Origin of the sequence: Aquimarina sp. AD10, assembly GCF_003443715.1 — a bacterium.
Classification (GTDB): Bacteria; Bacteroidota; Bacteroidia; order Flavobacteriales; family Flavobacteriaceae; genus Aquimarina; species Aquimarina aggregata.
Map to the genome: position 1 here is coordinate 505,890 of NZ_CP031965.1, position 15,376 is coordinate 521,265.

At 31.7% G+C, this 15,376-nt stretch carries 16 protein-coding genes; 7 read left to right on the forward strand and 9 right to left on the reverse strand.

All coding sequences use genetic code 11. The features are described 5' to 3' along the window. Nucleotides 1-32 precede the first annotated feature (32 nt). From D1816_RS01845 to D1816_RS01860, 4 genes are all read left to right on the forward strand, one after another. Nucleotides 33-416: a lipocalin family protein gene (locus D1816_RS01845; RefSeq protein ID WP_118500951.1), complete on the forward strand. Its 384-nt coding sequence runs from the start codon at nt 33-35 to the stop codon at nt 414-416. 9 nt (nt 417-425) lie between these two features. Continuing rightward, nucleotides 426-1,508 carry a hypothetical protein gene (locus D1816_RS01850; RefSeq protein WP_118500952.1) on the forward strand — a complete coding sequence of 361 codons (1,083 nt, stop codon included), beginning with the start codon at nt 426-428 and terminating at the stop codon, nt 1,506-1,508. 240 nt (nt 1,509-1,748) lie between these two features. Then, the gene (gene pta, locus D1816_RS01855; RefSeq protein WP_066312977.1) at nt 1,749-3,842 is read left to right on the forward strand and encodes a phosphate acetyltransferase; all 2,094 of its coding nucleotides are present in this window, start codon (nt 1,749-1,751) and stop codon (nt 3,840-3,842) included. A 54-nt stretch (nt 3,843-3,896) separates the two neighbouring features. Beyond that, nucleotides 3,897-5,081 carry an acetate/propionate family kinase gene (locus D1816_RS01860; protein WP_118500953.1) on the forward strand — a complete coding sequence of 395 codons (1,185 nt, stop codon included), beginning with the start codon at nt 3,897-3,899 and terminating at the stop codon, nt 5,079-5,081. Nucleotides 5,082-5,332: 251 nt separating this feature from the next. Here the strand turns inward: D1816_RS01860 and D1816_RS01865 are convergent, their stop codons facing one another. The 4 genes from D1816_RS01865 to D1816_RS25515 all read right to left on the reverse strand — a co-directional run bounded on the left by D1816_RS01865 (nt 5,333) and on the right by D1816_RS25515 (nt 6,664). Continuing rightward, entirely contained in the window at nt 5,333-5,515 is a 183-nt protein-coding gene (locus D1816_RS01865; protein WP_118500954.1) for a hypothetical protein, read from the reverse strand. A 100-nt stretch (nt 5,516-5,615) separates the two neighbouring features. Beyond that, nucleotides 5,616-5,801, reverse strand: coding sequence for a hypothetical protein (locus D1816_RS01870; protein ID WP_066312967.1), 186 nt, complete (start codon nt 5,799-5,801; stop codon nt 5,616-5,618). A gap of 274 nt (nt 5,802-6,075) precedes the next feature. Next, nucleotides 6,076-6,282 (reverse strand): hypothetical protein, encoded by a 207-nt coding sequence (locus D1816_RS01875; RefSeq protein ID WP_118500955.1) that lies wholly within the window; start codon nt 6,280-6,282, stop codon nt 6,076-6,078. A gap of 208 nt (nt 6,283-6,490) precedes the next feature. Beyond that, nucleotides 6,491-6,664, reverse strand: a complete 174-nt coding sequence (locus tag D1816_RS25515; protein ID WP_158597780.1) for a hypothetical protein — start codon at nt 6,662-6,664, stop codon at nt 6,491-6,493. Nucleotides 6,665-6,817: 153 nt separating this feature from the next. On the opposite strand from D1816_RS25515, the gene D1816_RS01880 reads away from it, so the two are divergent. The 3 genes from D1816_RS01880 to D1816_RS01890 all read left to right on the forward strand — a co-directional run bounded on the left by D1816_RS01880 (nt 6,818) and on the right by D1816_RS01890 (nt 12,436). Further along, the gene (locus tag D1816_RS01880) at nt 6,818-7,549 is read left to right on the forward strand and encodes a nitroreductase family protein (protein WP_118500956.1); all 732 of its coding nucleotides are present in this window, start codon (nt 6,818-6,820) and stop codon (nt 7,547-7,549) included. A gap of 212 nt (nt 7,550-7,761) precedes the next feature. After that, entirely contained in the window at nt 7,762-10,335 is a 2,574-nt protein-coding gene (locus D1816_RS01885; RefSeq protein WP_118500957.1) for an endonuclease, read from the forward strand. Between the two features lie 139 nt (nt 10,336-10,474). After that, on the forward strand, nt 10,475-12,436 hold the full coding sequence (locus tag D1816_RS01890) for an AIM24 family protein (RefSeq protein WP_118500958.1): 1,962 nt from the start codon (nt 10,475-10,477) through the stop codon (nt 12,434-12,436). 2 nt (nt 12,437-12,438) lie between these two features. On the opposite strand, the gene D1816_RS01895 is transcribed toward D1816_RS01890, so the two are convergent. The 5 genes from D1816_RS01895 to D1816_RS01915 all read right to left on the reverse strand — a co-directional run bounded on the left by D1816_RS01895 (nt 12,439) and on the right by D1816_RS01915 (nt 15,331). Continuing rightward, the gene (locus D1816_RS01895) at nt 12,439-12,762 is read right to left on the reverse strand and encodes a hypothetical protein (protein ID WP_066312953.1); all 324 of its coding nucleotides are present in this window, start codon (nt 12,760-12,762) and stop codon (nt 12,439-12,441) included. An 81-nt stretch (nt 12,763-12,843) separates the two neighbouring features. Beyond that, complete coding sequence (locus D1816_RS01900) at nt 12,844-13,761, reverse strand: leucine-rich repeat domain-containing protein (protein WP_158597781.1); 918 nt, start codon at nt 13,759-13,761, stop codon at nt 12,844-12,846. A gap of 89 nt (nt 13,762-13,850) precedes the next feature. Next, nucleotides 13,851-14,264 carry a BLUF domain-containing protein gene (locus D1816_RS01905; protein WP_118500960.1) on the reverse strand — a complete coding sequence of 138 codons (414 nt, stop codon included), beginning with the start codon at nt 14,262-14,264 and terminating at the stop codon, nt 13,851-13,853. Between the two features lie 280 nt (nt 14,265-14,544). Next, on the reverse strand, nt 14,545-15,009 hold the full coding sequence (locus D1816_RS01910) for an SRPBCC domain-containing protein (protein WP_066312944.1): 465 nt from the start codon (nt 15,007-15,009) through the stop codon (nt 14,545-14,547). Next, nucleotides 14,993-15,331, reverse strand: coding sequence for a helix-turn-helix transcriptional regulator (locus D1816_RS01915; protein WP_118500961.1), 339 nt, complete (start codon nt 15,329-15,331; stop codon nt 14,993-14,995). Before D1816_RS01915 ends, D1816_RS01910 begins: the two co-directional genes overlap by 17 nt. Nucleotides 15,332-15,376: the final 45 nt, after the last annotated feature.

Genomic DNA, 15,376 nt, shown 5'->3' on the forward strand with positions numbered 1-15,376 from the left:
TTTAAAAATAAAATTTAAATAGTAATCATAAGATGATCAGGACAATTTTAACCACGTTAGTATTTATTTTTTCAATTCACTATGGCAATGCACAAAAAATAGATAAAAAAGATCTTTTAAAAAATTGGCACTTATATGTCTACAAGATTAAAAATAAGGAATATTCACCCTCAAAAAAGGAGAAAAATGACTATATCTTTTTTAAGGATGATATGACGTATACATCTTTATCAGAAGGAAAGAAAGAGTACGGCGTCTGGATGTTTAATACTAATGGAGGCTATATAATGATGAATGATCAAAAAAAAGAGAAGGTAAAAGCCTATATCATTTCTTTGACATCCAGGACGTTAGTGTTACGTTTTGATATTGATGAAATTAGAGCATTTGAGGTTCATTATACTTCTATTTTATAAATCAGGTTTATGATAAAATTTACCTGTTGTATTTCGATATTTTTGGTGTATTCGATAATTTTTGCTCAGAAAGAAATTGTTTTAAAAACTGTTCCATTTCAAACAGAAGACTCATTGATATATATCAAAAAAGTTTTTGATACGAGAAAAGAAAAATATTTAGGACATAGTATTACTAGATTAGGAGAAAAGATTCCTTTTAAATTATCTCCTGATGCATCTACAGCGGTTCTAAATTTTACGAAGGCGTCTTTGTTACCTTCCAAAAATGCAAAACCGGTGTATATCGAAATTCAAAATTTAGATATACAACAATCTCAAATTAGTGTAAAAAATATACTTACAAGGGTTCATGTTAACTTGGTTTTTTATGAAAAAAAGAATAATAATTTACAGAAACTTTTTAATGTACGTCATTACGAAGACGAGGTCTTTGACATAGCTAATGAGTCAAAAATATTTGAAACTCATGAAAAAAGAGTTAGAGCTGCATTAGAATATTGTGTTTTAAGTTTTATGAATAGGTACACAAAGAATATCAAGTCTAAAACCAATCTTTCATATAAACAAACAAATGCAAGCGATGTTTTTTACACCGAACCAGAAGTAAGACAAAGTGAATTAGGCAATTGGTATAACATACTAACTTTTAAAAAGCGATATAGTAAACATATGGATGGATGGAAAATCAGTTATATAGGTTTTGCCGATAATGCCAAGGATTTCCTGATACCCTTTGTTATATCTTATGATCAATATAAAATAAAACCAGAATCACTACAAAGTAAAAGATATACATCTGTAGACGCATTTACACTTGGAGGAGGTTTTGATGGATATCTTAAAATAGGAAAAGGAGTATATGTTAACCTTGGTTTAAATATACCCGTAGGACTAGAAATGACTAAAGATGAGAACGATAAAAGACAGCATAATTTCCTTGTAGGAATAAGGTCATCACAAGGTATAAAAATAATTCCATGGCAGAATTTTGGAGTAGTATTAGGAGCAGGTCTTTTTCAACAAATACAAACCTCTAAAGTATATAGTAAGAATTTTGGTGTCGAACTGGAGTTAGGTATTAATTTTTGAGATAAGAATTTCTATTTAAAAGAATTACATCTAAGTAATACAGATTTATAAGAACTAATTAAATCGTTAAAATTTGTATGATATCATAAAATGATGGGGTTAATTCAGGGTCTTTTTTTATGTAAAAGAATGCAAAATTATTAATATCATAATAGTATTGTAGAAAGTAGTTTTAACAGCTTACGATTTTATGTTACATTAGTACATTACTGTATCTTTGTATACACCAAATTTATGTACATGAGTAAAGCTGTTTTTATTGCTACTATTGAACCCAATAGTGGTAAATCAATTGTTGTTTTAGGGATGATGCGTATGCTACTTGGTAAAATTGCTAAAGTAGGATATTTTAGACCTATTATTGATGACCCTGCCCAGGGAGAAGTAGATAATCATATTAATACCGTTATATCCCATTTTGAATTAGATATTAATTTCAAAAATGCATTTGCTTTTACCAGAAGTGAAGTTCTGCAGAAATACAATCAAGGTAAATCCGGAGAAATTATTGATGGAATTATTCGAAAGTATAAAAATCTTGAAGAAAAATTTGATTTTATATTAGTAGAAGGTACCGATTTTTCTGACGAGGGTAGTATTATAGAGTTCGATATTAATGTAGTCATAGCTAAGAATTTAGGTATTCCTGCGGTCATTGTGGCTAGTGGAGCTGACAAAAAAAATGATGAATTATTAGGAAACTTAAAACTAGCCTTTGATACATTTCATGGAAAAGATGTAGAGGTTTTAGCCCTTGTAGCTAATAAAGTAACTCCTGGATGTGAATTAGAATTAAAAGCAGATTTTAAAGAACATTTTGGCGAAAATGTAGATAGTATTGTTATTCCAAAAATAGACATGCTAAGTAATCCTACGATTAAGGAAATAGTGCACAAACTTGATGGAAATGTACTCTTCGGAAAAGAATTCTTGAATAACCAAGCAGGGAGTTTTGGAGTAGGAGCTATGCAATTACGAAACTATCTTACTCATTTAAAAGATAATAGTTTAGTCATTACACCTGGAGATCGTGCCGATATTATTTTAGGAGTTTTACAGGCTAATATTTCTGATAATTATCCAAAAATTTCAGGAATTATTCTTACCGGAGGTATTATTCCAGAAAAATCTATTTTGAAACTAATAGAAGGAGTCTCAATTTCGTTTCCTATTATATCTGTCCCAAGCGGAACATTTTCAATTACGAACCAAATAGGATCCATTAAGTCCAAGATTTACCTTGATAATGTTCAAAAGATAGATACTTCAATTAGTACCTTCGAAAGATATGTAAATGAAGACCGATTATCCGATAAGCTAATTACTTTTACTTCAGAAGGATTAACACCAAAAATGTTTCAATACAACCTTTTAAAAAGGGCATTACAACATAAAAAACATATTGTTCTTCCTGAAGGTTCAGATGAAAGAATCTTACGTGCTGTTTCTAGGTTGTTAGCTTCAGAAGTTGTTAAAATTACTTTGATAGGAGATGAACGAAAGATTAAAAATAAAGCAACGAAACTTGATATTTCGATAGATTTTGAAAAAGTGGCGATTATAAATCCAACCACATCTGTTCATTATGATGATTATGTACAGACATTTTATGAGCTAAGAAAACATAAAAATGTAAACTTGGATATGGCCAAAGATATGATGGCAGATGTATCCTATTTTGGAACAATGATGATCTATAAAGGGCATGCCGATGGAATGGTATCGGGTGCTGTACATACAACTCAACATACCATTCGACCAGCATTACAGTTTATAAAAACGAAACCTGGAGTAAAAGTAGTCTCATCGGTGTTTTTTATGTGTTTAGAGGATAGAGTATCCGTATTTGGAGATTGTGCTATAAACCCTAATCCTAATGCATTAGAATTAGCCGAAATAGCTATTTCCTCTGCGCAATCTGCAGCCGCTTTTGGTATAGAACCAAAGGTAGCCATGTTATCATATTCATCTGGCACATCGGGTAAAGGTGAAGATGTAGAAATTGTTAGGTCAGCAACAGAAATTGTTAAAGAAAAACATCCCGATCTTAAAATTGAAGGTCCTATACAATATGATGCTGCTGTTGATATGAGAGTAGGGCAAAGCAAACTACCAGATTCTGATGTGGCGGGCCAAGCAAGTGTTTTGATATTTCCGGATCTTAATACGGGAAATAATACCTATAAAGCAGTTCAAAGAGAAACTGGTGCATTGGCAATAGGGCCGATGTTACAAGGTTTAAATAAGCCTGTTAATGATTTAAGCCGAGGTTGTACTGTTGATGATGTTTATAATACAGTAATCATTACCGCAATACAGGCGCAAGGGTTGTAAATGTGATTAAAAATAATAAGCTGGATCATGATTTTGTGATTCTAAAGTAAATCTATGCAAATACTAGTATTAAATTCAGGAAGTTCATCTATAAAATTTCAATTGTTCAAAATGCCCGAAGCTTATGTTATTTGTTCGGGACTGGTAGAACGTATTGGTTTAGATAATGCAAAAATAAGTTATAAAGCCAAAGGTAGTACAATAGAAAAGGTTGATGAAATAAAAAACCATAAGCAAGGACTACAGCTTATTTCTAAATATCTAATGGATTCTAAAGTAGGGGTAATCCAATCATCTTCAGAAATTCAAGTGGTCGGACATAGAGTGGTTCATGGAGGAAGTACCTTTTCTAAGACTGTCGAAATTACCAATGAAGTAAAAGACAAAATAGAGAAACTCTCGGCATTAGCACCTTTACATAACCCTGCTAATCTTCAAGGTATTTTAGTAGCAGAAGATATTTTTTCGGACGCTAAACAAGTAGCCGTATTTGATACCGCTTTTCATCAAACAATTCCTGTTGAAGCGTATAAGTATGCTATTCCGAATAGCTTATTAGAAGAAGATAATATTAGACTATATGGATTTCATGGGACCAGTCATAAGTATGTATCTCAAAAAGCAATAGCACATTTAAAAAAGGAAAACTCTACTATTATTACGATTCATCTTGGCAATGGTTGTAGTATGACTGCCGTTAAAAACGGAAAAAGTATTGATCATACCTTGGGATTTGCACCAATGAATGGATTAATAATGGGTACAAGGTCTGGAGATATTGATCCGGCAATAATTTTTTATATGGTGAATACTTTAGGATATACCTTAGATGAAGTTAATACTTTATTGCAAAAGGAAAGTGGTATGCTTGGACTAACAGGGTATAGCGATCTTAGAGATATACAGACTGAAGCTGAAAAAGGAAATCCAGAATGTATACTAGCGTTAAAGATGAATGCATATCGCATTAAGAAATTTATAGGCGCATATGCAACTGTAATGAACGGATTGGATGCAATCGTATTCACAGCAGGTATAGGTGAAAATTCTGATGTAATGCGAAGATTGGTTTGTGAAGATTTAGACTTTTTTGGAATTAAATTAGACGATAAAAAAAATGTAATCAGATCTAAAGAAGTACGAGATATAAGTTCATCTACTTCAAAAGTAAATATATTGGTTATTCCTACTAATGAAGAGTTAGAAATTGCTCGACAATCTTGGGAATTACTTTCTTAAAAAAAGCATATAAATTAGGCGAACCATGAATTTATGATTCGCCTAAATGTAGTAATGTGTTGATATTTAATTGATTTGTGTTGTTTGTGTATTTAGCAGGAGTATCTTTATTATCTAAATAATGGAAGAACAATGAGATAATTATACTAAGATTTAGATGGAGTAAGCGTATACAATATTTTCGATTATATTTTATTGTGTAAAGCAAAAGCGGGCAGTACCCGCTTTTGAACATTTTATATGTATCGTTCTTAATAGAAAATACATCCTCCATATGGAAGACAACGGCCTGGCTCGCAAAAACTTCCTCCTGGAAAGCTAATAAGGCATCCTCTTCCTGAAGGACAGCATCCTATTCCAATAGCTCCTTTGATTTGTTGTTTTTGTTTTTTAGAAAGTACTTCTACTCCTTTTAATGCTAAGATTTTTTTCATTGTATGTGTATTAAAAATTAATATTAGAATCTCAAAAATGTATTGTCAATCTAAGAATTAGTATAAAATTTTAGAAAAATCAGGAATATCATTTTAGGGATTATGCCCAGGTACATCGCCCGTTATTGCAATATCCAAAGTCACACCATTCTTGCCCATTCGGAAGTCGAACACAGCACATATTTGTTCCTTTGCAATAAGGTCTATTAAAACCTTTTCCTTTAATTTTTTCTTGTTCAAGTTTAGATAACTTTTGAACACCAGAAAGATTTAAGATTTTTTTCATTTTAGTGATAAATTTTAAGAGTTAGACATATAGACTGCATATAGCTTCGTTGAACATACAGTACCTTTAAATTTATCAGAATATCCTCTGGTTTGCAAGGCTCTGTTCTTTAGATTTATAAATTTAAAGAACTAATAATAAGAGATAAAGTACTGTTATTTCTACGTTTTTTAGAGTTTTTCAAAATTAGCTCCGTCTTGAAATTATACTAATTATATAGAATTAGTAAAGGATAAAAGTAGGGGAGTTTAAAGTTCCTTTCTTTTGTGTTTTTTTAATAAAAAATACAACCTCCACCATATTGTCTGCAACGTCCGGGTTCACAAAAGCTAGCTCCTCCAGGAAGGCTGATACGGCAATCTCTGCCTCCACCTCTTGGATTAGGGTGACAACATGAAATGTGCCCCATTCTTCCTTTGATTTGTTTTTGCTGTGTTTTACTTAATTCTTGTACTCCTGTTAATTTTAAGATTTTTTTCATTACGTAAATATTTATAGTTAGTAAAATTAGCATGAAAACAAGCAAGGCATCTTTTGATAGATGCCTTGTTGATGTTAGTTCTTAATTCTTATAATTTTCTAACCCAAATAAATTATCGCTGTGGTTTTTTATTTAGATAGTGGTTTTTATAAGTTTTAAGATTTTGTGGTGTGTTTACTATATTTATGTTGGTGTTTAAATTTAAAGTTTAATAAAATATACATCTGCCATAGCCATAACACCTTCCTGGTTCGCAGTACCCAGCTATGATACAACCTCTACCGCTTGGGCAACATGTACCCCTGTAAGAAGCTCCTTTTATAAGGCTTTGATTTTCTCTAGAAAGCTTTTTAACACCTTGCAGCTTTAATATTTTATTCATTTGTGAGACTCTTTTAGTTAGCCCTTAAATTTAGTTTAAATTATTGGAAATCAGTTGACTAAAAACCACATAATTTGTATGGTATTCAAGGATTTTTATAAGGACTTTTAGGATAAATAATAATTAATACTTTAGTGGTAATTAATTGATACTATGAAAGAAAAAACAGTAACAGAAGCTATAGCGTATAGAAGATCTGTTCGTGTGTTTAAGCATGATAAAGAAATAGATTCGGAAAAAGTAAAGGATTGCATAAAAAATGCCACACTGTCTGCAACCAGTAGTAATATGCAATTATGGGAATTTTATCATATTACAAATTCAGAGGTACTAAAGAAAATGACTAAAGCATGTCTAGGACAGAATGCTGTTAAAACAGCAAAACAATTGGTGGTAGTTGTTGTTAGAAAAGACTTATGGCGAAAAAGAAGAGTCTCAAACATTGAATTTTTAAAACAATTGTTTGGAAACAAACCAGTTGAACAATATACTAAAAGAGAGAAATTTGCGATAAATTACTATCAAAAGTTAATTCCGACTATATATTTTGATTTTTTAGGAATATTAGGATGGTTAAAGTACATTATATTTTGGTGCTTGGGGTTATTTAAACCAATATACAGACAGGTGCGCCAGAGTGATATGCGAATAGTGGCACATAAAAGTGCTGGATTAGCAGCGCAGAATTTTATGATCGGCATGGCAGCAATAAATTATGATACCTGCCCAATGGAAGGTTCTGATACCATATTGATTAAAAAGATTTTAGATCTACCAATAGGAGCAGAAATAAATATGGTTATCGGTTGTGGAGTACGAGATGAGAAAGGAATCTATGCTCCGCAGTTTAGAATTCCTTTTGAAGAGGTGTATTTTGAAATCTAAATTTGATAAAATTGTAAGAAATAACTTGTTAACATATTTTTTTATAGGTATTTTATTGATAATCATAATGTTAAGTCTTTTTTAACTCTTAAAAAACTGATTATCAACATACCAAGTAACTATTTGATAACATTTTAGGCTAGTATGTTTATAGAAATAATTTTAGTTTCGAATCCATATTTTAAATTATAAGATTACTAACTCACAACACAATGAAAAAATTTACCTTATTGGCATTACTTATATCTGTAATTGGATATAGTCAGATTCCCGCATATTATAATGATGTAAATCTTACGCTCTCTGGTGATGCCTTAAAAAACGAACTCAGTAATAAAGTTATCAATACACATACAACCTTTATTAGTTATACACCAGGAGTTTGGGATGCATTAAAACAAGCAGATTTAGATCCAAACGATCCCTCTAAGGTAATTCTTGTTTATGGATATGATGATACCGACGGAAACTTAACAACCGATAGAACTCGAGGAGTAGATAATAATGGTGGTGGCTCTACAGATTGGAATAGAGAACATACCTATCCGAGATCATTAGGTAATCCTAACTTAGGTTCAAGTGGTCCAGGTTCTGATGCGCATCATTTGCGTCCGGCAGATGTACAACGAAATTCTAATAGAGGAAATAGAAAATTTGCTGACGGCTCTGGAAATTCAGGAACTACTGCTCAAGGACATTGGTATCCTGGAGATGAATGGAAAGGTGATATAGCTCGTATGATGATGTACATGTACATTCATTATGATAATCGTTGCTTACCAACAAATGTTGGCGTAGGAGCAGCTGCTACTAGTGATGCTAATATGCTTCAGTTGTTTTTAGAATGGAATGCAGAGGATCCGGTTTCTCAATTAGAATTGCAACGTAATCCTATCCTTGAAGGAATACAAGGTAATAGAAATCCGTTTATTGATAACCCTGCTTTTGCAACCCAAATATGGGGAGGACCTCAGGCTGAGGATCGATTTGGAAATACAGGTGGAGGAACAGATACAACAGCACCAAGTATACCTTCAAATTTAATAGCTAGTAATACAACAGATACTTCAACCAACCTTTCATGGAACCCATCTACTGATAATGTAGCAGTAACTGGGTATGATATATATAGAAATGGAACATTATTAAATACTACTAATGCAACCAGTTTTGCTATCATGGGTTTGACAGCAAACACTACATATGCATTTTCTGTAAGAGCTAAAGATGCAGCAGGAAACATTTCGGCTTTAAGCTCAAATTTAAATGTTACAACACAGGATAATACCTCTGGAGGTGGTGCAGCAACTGCATTGTTTTTTTCTGAATATGTCGAAGGATCTTCAAATAATAAGGCTTTAGAAATAGCTAATTATACAGGAGCATCTATAAATCTATCAGGATATTCAATTAAAAGACAAACAAATGGTTCAGGAGCATGGTCACCAGGACTTGCATTATCGGGAACAATTTCAAATAATGATGTATTTCTAATAGCTAATAGTTCTGCTACAAATACTATACAAAATATAGCGGATATAAGTTCTGGATCATCTGTAATGACTTTTAACGGTAATGACCCTGTAGGATTGTTTAAAAATGATGTATTAATTGATATTGTAGGTACATTTAATGGTGGGTCGTCAAACTTTGCTAAGGATAGAACGCTTAGAAGAAAAGAAAATGTATCTTCTCCAAATACTACATATACAACATCAGAATGGGATACTTTTCCTCAAAATACATTTGATGATTTGGGAAAGCACAGTTTTAATGGAGGAAATACTCAAACTGATACAGAATCACCTTCGGTACCTAGTAATTTAAATGCCTCTAGTATAACTCAGACAAGTACAATACTATCATGGAATGCAGCTACTGATAATGTAGGAGTTACCGCATACAATGTATATAGAAATGGATCATTATTGACCACCGTAACAAATACAAGTTATACCGTTACGGGACTAAGCGCTGGAACTACATATGGTTTTGTAGTAGCTGCAGTAGACGCGGCAGGAAATTCTTCTGCAAATAGCAATGTTTTAAATGTAACTACTTTGGATGTTGTTGTTTCTTATTGCTCCTCGAAAGGAAATACAGTCAATTATGAGTTTATAGATTTTGTAGGTATAGGAGGTATCTCTAATGTAACTTCTGCTAATGGTGGATATGGTGATTTTACATCACAAGTTGGTAACCTTTCTTATGGCTCAAACACTATTGTATTAAGCGTTGGATTTGTTAGCGCTTCTTATACCGAACATTGGGGCGTTTGGATTGACTACAATAAAAATGGAACATTTGAAACATCAGAAAAAGTAGTCACTGGTGCTACTTCGAATTCTGGTAATCTATCATATTCTTTTGATATACCATCAAGTGCGCAATCAGGAACAACTAGAATGAGAGTTTCTATGAAATGGAATGGACCAGCAACACCATGCGAAACCTTTGGTTATGGTGAAGTAGAAGATTATACAGTTAATATTGGCACATCTACAGCTAAAACTACAACAGAAATACAAATCGATGGCAGATTAGGAAATGAGGAGAAAGTGTTTTCTGCAAAAGTATATCCTAATCCTGCTACACAATTTATCCAACTTAGGGTAAGAGATGATCGTACAACCAATTTTACGTTAACAGATACGCAAGGTAAAGTAATAAAATCAGGAGTAGTAACTCAAAATAGGATATCGCTAGACGGATTAGTATCCGGTCTTTATTTTGTAAAAATATCAGACGGTAACCGTAGTATTTCAGAAAAAATAGTGATCAAATAAGAGACTCCTTTTTATAATTATAAAATAGCCCTGTATAGACAGGGCTATTTTTTTGGGGTATGATAGACTTGTGTAATTCGTAATGTTTAAAATGTAATTACTTATCTTGTAGAGGAATTACTAACACAAATTCACGGGGATGTCTAATTTTACGCTATCAAAACTGCGCCTTAAAAAAGAGGGGCCTACTATTCTTTTTCTGTTTATTGTATTGATCGGAATACTTCCGGCCGTAGAAGATTATTCTCTTTTTGCAGTGTTTGGCTTTTCAATAACAAGTTTTCAAGTGCATGAAGAGTTTAAACTATTGTATGCAATCCCATTATACCTTATTCCTATTGGATTAATTTTAGTGATGGGCGGAAAGAATTACTACCGCATATTAGGCTTATTACCAGTATTTTTTGCAGCATATGTACATTTAATAGCAAATGCTGATGAGGTTGCATTAGAGAAATATGAAGCTCTTATTGGAATTTTACATTTTTTATGCTATAAAATTGCTTTTCTTTATTTTATTGTAAAAGGTAGACTACGTTCTTTGCCTTTTATTTTAATCTTGATTTTAATTTGGTCAGTTTTAGATATTCAACATCTTATTTTGTTTTTTACATATACTGTGTTAGTTCGATTTTTGTATTTGGCTATTATACAAAATATTGTAGTTTTTAAAGAAACTGGTCTAACTAGAACAGGAAATCTCGTATTAAAATCTTTTCTATACTGGTCACCCTTGTTAATTTTTATTATTCCGGGAGCTATACTCAATAGTAAAATGAATAAGGCTTCGATCGATAAGATTTATGATAACACTTTTATAGAAACTACTAATGATGAGCGAAAGTATAAAAGGGATCAGTTTGAGAAAGATTTAAAATTTTCTCTTGAGGCAGAGGTAATCTGTATGCAAGAATCGATACAAAATGGGACATTACAAATGACCAAAGTGGTTGCAAATAAAACCGATAAGCTACCTCAAGAAGTATCGCAAATCTATAAAGGGATATTTAAACCGACTTTACCCGAAATGGCACCAGTTTTTAAAGAAGAAGATTGCGGGTTTTGGGGGAAATTAAATTTTCCTTGTCAGGCAAAAAATAGCGCAAAAAGAAGCGTAAATGAATCATATCATACTCAAAGAAGTGAGATGCTTACTAGTTTAATAGGTCAAGTAGAAAAATCAGTAAATGGAACTCAAGAAGAAGTACAAGCGTCTACTGCGCAGATAAATGAAACTTTAAAGAATCAAGTAGATACTGTGATAAGTAGATTAAAATTTACTATTCAGTCTTCTTTTGATATGATTACATTTATAAACTTACTATTAGATATTGCCTTTGCTTTTTTAATATTGAAAAGTTTCTTGTATGTGTTTTCACGTGTCGCGTTTTCGTCTGATGATGAAAACTATGTTACATTACTATCTTCGAGTTCAAATACCTCTAAGGGTATTTTAAATAGGTTAGGAAATCAATTTTCTATAGATCCTAAAAATACAAAAAAGGACTATTATATATCGCGATCTTTTGAACCAGGAGGAAGAGCTCCAAAATTTTCCCTTCCTCAATGGAGATCCGCTATTTTAGCTCGTGTTTTTACTAGGAACTATGCTATGAATAAAGTGGTTATGAACTCTAAGCCAGAAGAAGTTCATTTTAAAGCAATGGGTAGTCATGAATTTGTTGAATGGGAAATTAAGGAAGGAGAGGAAGTTGTTTTTCATTTTAAAAATTTTGTTGGGATGAGTGACGGAATTAAAATCGCTGCAGTAGTTAGTCTTAGATTAACATCGTTGTTATTTGGCCGCGTGATTTTTACTACAGCTAAAGGTCCTGGTAAACTGATATTACTTACAAAAGGAGAACCTATTACCACAGGTCAGACAGAAGCCAATACTAGTATAGCCACTAGCCGAATTTTAGCCTGGCAAAAGAATACTAGATTTAATGTAGAATCAGAATTAAACTTGGTAGATGTTTTTATGAGTGGAATCTATCTTAAGAAGAAAGATGATGATTTGATTTTAATTGATGCAGATGTTAAAGGGCCAGCAAAGAATGGAATTATTAGATTTATTAAAAATTTTATATTGCCTGTATAGTCTTATTTCGGTTCTAAACTCATAACATAATCATAACTCTCATTTAAATAGTTAGATACATTATCTAAATCGCTTAACATATGATCAGGAATTAAGATATATCCTTTCATTGTAGCTCCATAAGAGGTGTAATAAGTTGTTTTAAGTTCTTGAATATATTTTTCTTGAACATCCTTTGAGAATCGTATTCCAATCTCTCCTGCCTTATTAAACAATGAAAACATGTATCCATTTGCAGATGTATAAGGCATAGTTTTTCCTTTTCTTTCGAATCTTGTACATTTCGAGACTAAGCTATCGTAAATCTTTAATTTTTCTTCCCACATCGATTTGCATTTTATTTGGTATTAAACGTATTAAAAATTATTGGTAAATCAAATAAAGATTTGATAACCAGTTATTAAAATCTAAAAAATGACTTTAGTATTTGGAAGTCCTTGTTGAATTCGTAATTTTTCTTTGGCATTAAAATTATTACTACTTAATTCTAATACCTTTAATGAATAAAATCCGCTTAAATCTTCAGGCAGATTGGTCAAATCATTATTTCTAAGCAATACGACTTTTATATTGGGGGTATGCATCAATTGTTCTGCTAATGTTGAGATGATAAGATTTGGATTTTGATCTAGAACCAGGCCTTCAATTTGTTTAAGAGAATTTAGGCTCTTTGGCAATTTATGCAATTGATTTTTGGATAGAACAAGGATTTTTAAAGACGAAATTTCAGAAAGCACTTGAAAAGTTTGTTGTAAATCTAGTTTTGGGTTATTACTTAAATGAAGTTCTTTAAGATTTTGATTATCAGTAAAATGTTGAGGTAATTTTGTAAGGTTATTTCCGTTTAAATATAGAAAATCAAGATTTTTGATTTTTGAAAACACATGAGAGGCTTGAGATATATCTAAGTCTATATTATTGGCTAAATCAATTTCTCTTAGTTGTGGTAAATTAGCTAACCAGATTGGTATTTCCCGAAATGAGTTATTTCTAAGGTTTAATACGGTTATTTTATCCAATACAGAAAAATTGTCTGGTAGTGTATCTAAATTATTTCCTTGTAAATTTAGTAAAGCTAATTTTTTTAGGTGTTTGATTTCTGAAGGGACTTGTTCTAAGTTGCATGTAGTTAAATAAAATGAAGTTACATTCTGTAGTTTTTGTGCATGCTTAGAAAATGATGTTACTTCCTTACAATTGATATCTAACCATGTAACTAATTCGGGGTTTTGTAAAGCCTCGGGAATTGAAGTATATTTTTTATGTTGTGTAAATCCAGAAAATTGAAGAAATACAACAAGAAATATTAATATGTATATTCTCACCTTAAATAAATAAATTAATTTGATCTCTGGAAATTAATGAAATTATTCGGGATAGATTTGTTTTTAGATATTTTATATCATACTAGAAACTAAGACATACTTAGTAATGCTTTAGACTGATCTACAATTAAATCATGTAATCTTAAATCAGGAATATCTTCATTGCTAATTTCAAGAAATTTTAAAAGTGAGTTAGAAGCCTCTTCGCTGCAGGAAGTAATATAATTACTATTAAACCTTTTGTATTTTCTATGCAAAGATTTTGTTTCCAAAATCTTTAAAATATTATAGTGTCTATTATCCCTTTGTATCCTTTGAAAAAGAGACATGGTCTTATGATATTCACCCTCTATAATCTGAAAGAAGTTTCGATCTATATAAACTAATATACCTCTTATATTGTTTCTATTATTATTTACTTTGGTATCGATCATTAACATTTCTATATCTTCGATTGTTAATTTTTCTGATGCACTACTCACATAACTTATAGTAAGAAACATAACTTAAAAATATTTTACCCTTTGGATGCATAGCATTCATACGCATTTGTTAAACAAAAACACATTTAGAACAATTCTAGATGAGAGGGGGTAATTGACGATGATATATTTTCTCTAAGATAATGATAATCAATCAACATTGACACTTCTTTTTAAGTATAAATTTTATGGTTTTTAAATTTTGAATATTTTTGGATTAGAAAACAGAAGAATTAATTAAAAAAGAAAAGAGTAGGGTATAAGTTCCTACTCTCTTTTGTTGTGTTATGTTTATTCTTGTTTATAGTGCGACTTCTTGCATGTATTCGTGAAGTCTATCAAAGACTGATCCCCAGCCATTCATGAAGCCCATTTTTTCTTGTTGTTGACAATACTCTGCCGTAGGATGTACAACATTAAATGTGAAATTTGTTTTGTCTCCTGAGGCTTCAAAAATTGCTTGTATTTCTACGCCTTCTGTCATCGGTCTAAAATTAGCAGAAGAACAAATTTTTGCTAATTCTATGATTTCTAAGTATTCTCCTTCGGCAATAAATTCATTTCCATCAGGCATTTCCATAGTGTATTTCCATGTGCCTCCAACATTAAAATTGTGCTCGATCACCTTGGTTTTCATTCCTTTGGGCCCCCACCAGTTAGCTATGTGTTCTGGCTGTGTCCAAGCTTCCCAAACTAATTGTATAGGAGCATTAAATGTTCTTTTTAAAGTTAAAGTGCGATTGTTCGTGTCATCCATTTTGGTCATTGTTTTTATTTTTTGTTTGTAATTCTAGTAAGTAGTTTTCAAAAGAGTCAAGTTTTTCTTCCCACAAAGTTTTGTACTGTTCTATCCATAAAAATGCAGGGATAAGATTTTTTGGTTCAATTTGACAAAAGCGTTCTCGTCCGTCTTGATTGATTGTGATTATTCCACATTCTTTAAGAATTTTTAAATGTTTAGAAACGGCAGGTCTGCTAACTTCAAATTTTTTAGCCACAGCATTAACGGTCATAGGTTGTTTAGCCAATAAGCTTATGATATCTCTTCGTAAAGGGTCGGCTATTGCCTGAAATACATCTCTTCTCATTTTTATTTATGTAACTGAACGGTTACAAATATAAGTGTAACTATT